This is a genomic window from Streptomyces sp. NPDC086077, from assembly GCF_040686175.1.
In the GTDB taxonomy this organism is placed as follows: Bacteria; Actinomycetota; Actinomycetes; order Streptomycetales; family Streptomycetaceae; genus Streptomyces.
Genome location: NZ_JBFBJT010000005.1, coordinates 1 through 4,542 on the forward strand (window position 1 = coordinate 1; position 4,542 = coordinate 4,542).

Here is a 4,542-nt window from a genome sequence, read left to right on the forward strand (position 1 = left end):
CGGCCGGGGTCAACTCCGCGAAGCTCCGTAAGGACTTCTCCTACCGCCCGCGCCGGGGCGTGACCTCGGCGGCGCGCGCCCCGGCACAATGGAGCCGTGAGTGAGCCGATACCTGTCAGCCGAGTCGTCGATCACGGCACCGCCAAGCTCATGCCGGACGTCGACCGGGAGCGGGCCTGGCTGCTGACCGTCGACGGGGCGCCGCAGTCCTACGTCGACCTCGACGAGCCGACGTATCTGGAGTTCGAGTACGTGCGGCGGCTCGGGCATGTGCTGGACGGCGTGGCGCGGGCGGGCCGGCCGCTGGACGTGGTGCATCTCGGCGGAGGTGGGCTCACCCTGCCGCGGTACGTGGCGGCGACGCGGGCCGGATCACGGCAGGACGTCGTGGAGGCCGACCAGGGGCTGGTGGATCTGGTCGGCGAGTATCTTCCGGTCGGCGAGGGTGCCGGAGTCGCGGTGCACGTCGCGGACGCCCGGGACTGGCTGGCCGGCGCCCTGGCCGACTCGGCGGACGTGGTCGTCGGCGACGTCTTCGGCGGCTCACGGGTGCCGGCCGGGTTCACCTCCGTCGGCTACGCCCGTGACGTCGAGCGGGTGCTGCGCCCCGACGGGGTCTACATGGCCAATCTGGCCGACGCCGCGCCGTTCGCCTTCCTCCGCTCCCAGCTGGCCACGTTCGCCACCGCGTTCCCGGAACTCGCGCTGATCGCCGAGCCGGCCGTGCTGCGCGGGCGGCGGTTCGGCAACGCGGTGCTGGTCGCCGCGCAGCGTCCGCTCGACACGGCGGCGCTGGCCCGCCGCACCGCCGCCGACGCCTTCCCGGCCCGCGTCGAACACGGGCCCGCGCTGCGGGCGTTCATCGGGGACGCCCGGCCGGTCGTGGACGCGGACGCGGTCCCCTCACCCGAGCCCCCCGACGGGACGTTCCGCGTCGGCTGAGGCCGGCGCGCCCTTGGCCACCGGATGGGTACGGCGCCGCAGGTTGCGCACGTCCGGGACGCACAGCACCGCCGCCGTGACCACCACGACGAGCGTCGCGCAGCCCCACAGCGCCGCCGTCCGCCCGAACGCCACCTCGGCCGGGCCCGCCATGGCCGTCGCCAGCGGAACCATCGCGACCGAGCCGAACCAGTCGTACGCCGAGACGCGCGAGAGCTTGTCCTCCGAGATCTCCTGATGCAGGGCGGTCATCCAGGAGACCCCGAAGATCTCCAGCGTCACCCCGGTCACGAACATCACCGCGGACAGGCCCCAGACCGGCACCGGCACCGCCAGCGCCGCGGACGGCAGGGCCAGCGGGAAGACACCGAGGGTGCCGGCGAGGAGCAGCCGGCGTGGTTTCCAGCGGGTCATCAGCAGCGCGCCGACGACCGTGCCCGCGGCGAAGAAGCCCAGTGCCAGCCCCCAGGGCGCGGCTCCCCCCAGATGGTCCCGGGCGACCAGCGGGCCGTAGACCGCTTCGGCGGCCGCCACCACCGCGTTGGCGATCGAGAACTGGACGACGACACCCCACAGCCACGGCCGGCCGGCGACCTCCCGCCAGCCCTCCCGCAGATCGGCGAGCAGCCCTCCGCCCGGTTCGCGCGGCGGGATGTGGCTGACGTCGAGGAAGGCGCGCAGCGCCCCGGCGACGGCGAACGCGGCCGCGTCCGCCGCGAGCACCCAGCCCGGTCCGATCGCGGCGACCATCGCACCACCGACAGCCGCCCCGCCCAGGGCCGCACCCTGCATCGCCATCCGGAACACCGCGAACGCGCGGCTCACCTGATCGCCCTGCACGGAGGACATCAGCATGCCTTCGGCGGCGGGGCCGAAAAACGCCTGGCCGGTGCCGCCGAGCGCGCTCAGCAGCATCATGTGCCACAGCTGTGCCTCGCCGGCGAGGACCAGGACGGCGAACAGGCCCTGCGAGACACAGTTGAGGGCGTTCGCGGCGACCATCACGCGGTGCCGGGGCAGCCGGTCCGCGACCGCGCCCCCGATCAGGAGGAAGAGCACCAGCGGCAGGGTGCGGGCAGCCGCCACAAGGCCCACGTCACCGCCGTCGCCACCCGCCTCCAGCACGGCGAACGCGGCGGCGACGAGCGCGCCGTTGCTGCCGAGGTGGGTGACGACCGCCGCGGCGGTCAGCAGGCTGTAGTTGCGTCCCGCCCAGGCGGGTCTGCGGGGGCGGGAGGCTCCGGCGACGGTTTTTCACCGGCCGACTATCACCGCCCGACCCCCGACTTGCCAAACCGATTGTGCGTCAGCCCCCGGTGGGCTCCCCGTGCAGCCGCACGGTGCTCAGGATCTGCATGATGGTCGCCTTGGGCACCTCGCCCTCGACCCCCTTGGCTCCGTAGAAGTTCCAGGACACGAAGTCGCCGACGGAGTTCTTGAAGCCGAACGTGACCGCCTTGCCGTCGCTGGCGCACTTGCCCTTCTGGGGCGTGTTCGTCGACTCGGCCCAGGCGATGCTGCCCTCGATGCCCGACTTCGTGGTGTAGGGCTCCGCCTTCTTCTCGAACTTCATGCTCTTCTTGTCCGGCTGGGTGTAGCCGCCGTAGACCCACCAGGGGACCGTGTTGATGGCGACCTCGTCGGTGTCCTTGGCGCCGTCGGCACCCTTGGTGCCCACGGCGGCCAGGTGCGTGTCCTCGGTCCGGCCGTCCTTGTTCTCGTCGGTCGTGCACCACTTCGACTTGTAGTACGCCGGTGCCGACATCACGATCAGCGGTTCACCGCTGTCCGACTTGTCGTCCTCGAAGCCGATGGTCATCCCCGGCGACTCGACCTCCCAGTCCGCCGGCACGTCGAAGGCGACGCCGCGCTTGGGGTTGATGACGACCTTCCAGCCGTCGATCGTCGGCTTCTCGGCCTCGCTGTTGCGCGGGTTGTCCTCCGACCCCGACGCGGAGTCACTGGGCTCCGTGGAGGTCGACGGCGACTGGCTCGTCTTCGGCTTGTCGCCGCCGTCGGCCTTGTCGTCCTTGTCGCCGCCGAGGACCAGGAAGCCCGTGACACCGGCGGTCAGGACCACGGCGGAGGCCGCGATGATCGCGACCAGCTTCGTCCGGTTGCCGCCCCCGCCCCCGCTCCCGCCGGGCTGCGGCTGCCCCATCGGCACGGGCGTGGCCCACTGCGGCTGCTGCGCATAGGGGTTGGGCTGCTGGTATCCCGCTTGCTGGTACGGATTCGGCTGCTGGTACCCCGGCTGCTGGTACGGGTTGTTCTGTCCCTGCGGGTTCTGCTCGCCCCCGGGCGGCTGCTCTCCTGGCCACATGAGCGGTAACCCTAGTAGGGCCAGGGACACTATTCGGTCACCGGGCTTTGTCAGGGACGTAGCAATTCAGGAATCCGAGGGCGTGGCGCACAGCCGTACCGTGCCGAGGAAGTGCGGTGAACCCGGCCACGCGGGCCGTGAGTTGGGAGGCCGAGCCGTGGGGGCGGTCCGCCCGGCGGAGGCTGATCTCCTGGGCGCGTGCGTCGCGATGGTACGACGATCATCGCGCGGATCTGGTCAGTAGGGGCTACTCGTGGGTAACATGCGGCCATGAGCGCAGATCAGATGTCGATCGGCGAGTTGCTCGCCGCCACGGTGCCGATGGTTCGGACGCTGAACCTCGAGTACCTGGAGACCACCCCGGAGAAGGCCGTGCTGGCCCTGCCGGACCAGAGCGAGTACCGCAATCACGTCGGCGGGCCGCACGCGGGTGCCATGTTCACCCTGGGCGAGTCGGCCAGTGGCGCGATCGTGCTGGCCGCGTTCGGTGACCAGCTCTCGCGGGCCGTGCCGCTGCCGGTGCATGCCGAGATCGCGTTCAAGAAGATCGCCCTGGGCCCCGTCACGGCCACCGCGACCCTCGGGCGCCCGGCCGCCGAGGTCGTCGCCGAGCTCGACGAGGGCAAGCGTCCCGAGTTCCCGGTGGCCGTCGCGATCCAGCGCGAGGACGGGGCGGTGACCACGGAGATGACCGTGGTGTGGACTCTGCGTCCCAACAGCTGAGAGTCTCTCCGAGAAGGGCCCGGCGCACCGGCGGGGCCCTTCTCGCGCAATGACCTCTTCGCGGGGACCCGCGGGTCGTCCTGACGGGATGGCGCCGTGCGGTGACGGAGACCACCACGGCGACGACCAGGGCAGTGACGTCGGCCCGAGCGGCCAGGAGTCCGGGACCCCGCCGGGCGAGTACGAGACCCTGGTCGCCCAGGCCGGCTGCTGCGACGAACAGCCCCGGCCCGCCGCGCCCGTCGCCCCACCGCGAGCCGAAGTGGGCGCGCACCACCTGGCGGACGCGGTTCAGGCGGCGGCCACGTCGCACGAGGCGGCGGCCGCCGCTGGGCTGAACCGCCCCTCCGTCGTTCCGGAGTCACCCCACCCCAGGGGGCCCGCGTTCGCTTGTCGTCGGCTCGCCCTCTCGCTCGGTGGCAACGCTCAGCACGACCGTGGGACAGGAGCACCGGTGCGATCTGTGGGACCCGGGAGTGTCGTCGTGACCCGGTAGGCTGCGCGGCGTGGGGGGCGGGGGCGGGGGCCCCCCCCGCCCCCCCCCCCCCGCAAAA

4 protein-coding genes are annotated in these 4,542 nt (G+C 72.4%); 2 read left to right on the plus strand and 2 right to left on the minus strand.

The genetic code is table 11. The features are described 5' to 3' along the window. The first annotated feature begins 96 nt into the window (after nt 1-96). Nucleotides 97-942 (plus strand): fused MFS/spermidine synthase, encoded by an 846-nt coding sequence (locus tag AB0O67_RS02375; protein WP_365444772.1) that lies wholly within the window; start codon nt 97-99, stop codon nt 940-942. Here AB0O67_RS02375 and AB0O67_RS02380 read toward each other — a convergent pair. Then, nucleotides 904-2,136, minus strand: a complete 1,233-nt coding sequence (locus AB0O67_RS02380; protein ID WP_365445059.1) for an MFS transporter — start codon at nt 2,134-2,136, stop codon at nt 904-906. The two genes, AB0O67_RS02375 and AB0O67_RS02380, sit on opposite strands and share 39 nt — an antisense overlap. A gap of 112 nt (nt 2,137-2,248) precedes the next feature. Continuing rightward, the gene (locus AB0O67_RS02385; RefSeq protein WP_365444775.1) at nt 2,249-3,265 is read right to left on the minus strand and encodes a hypothetical protein; all 1,017 of its coding nucleotides are present in this window, start codon (nt 3,263-3,265) and stop codon (nt 2,249-2,251) included. Nucleotides 3,266-3,550: 285 nt separating this feature from the next. On the opposite strand from AB0O67_RS02385, the gene AB0O67_RS02390 reads away from it, so the two are divergent. Then, nucleotides 3,551-3,988: a DUF4442 domain-containing protein gene (locus AB0O67_RS02390; protein ID WP_129797489.1), complete on the plus strand. Its 438-nt coding sequence runs from the start codon at nt 3,551-3,553 to the stop codon at nt 3,986-3,988. The last annotated feature ends 554 nt before the right edge of the window (nt 3,989-4,542 follow it).

Excerpts from the sequence above, each read along its gene's own strand:
- AB0O67_RS02390 (WP_129797489.1), top strand. The coding sequence starts at position 3,551 with ATGTCGATCGGCGAGTTGCTCGCCGCCACGGTGCCGATGGTTCGGACG.
- AB0O67_RS02385 (WP_365444775.1), bottom strand. The coding sequence starts at position 3,265 with ATGTGGCCAGGAGAGCAGCCGCCCGGGGGCGAGCAGAACCCGCAGGGA.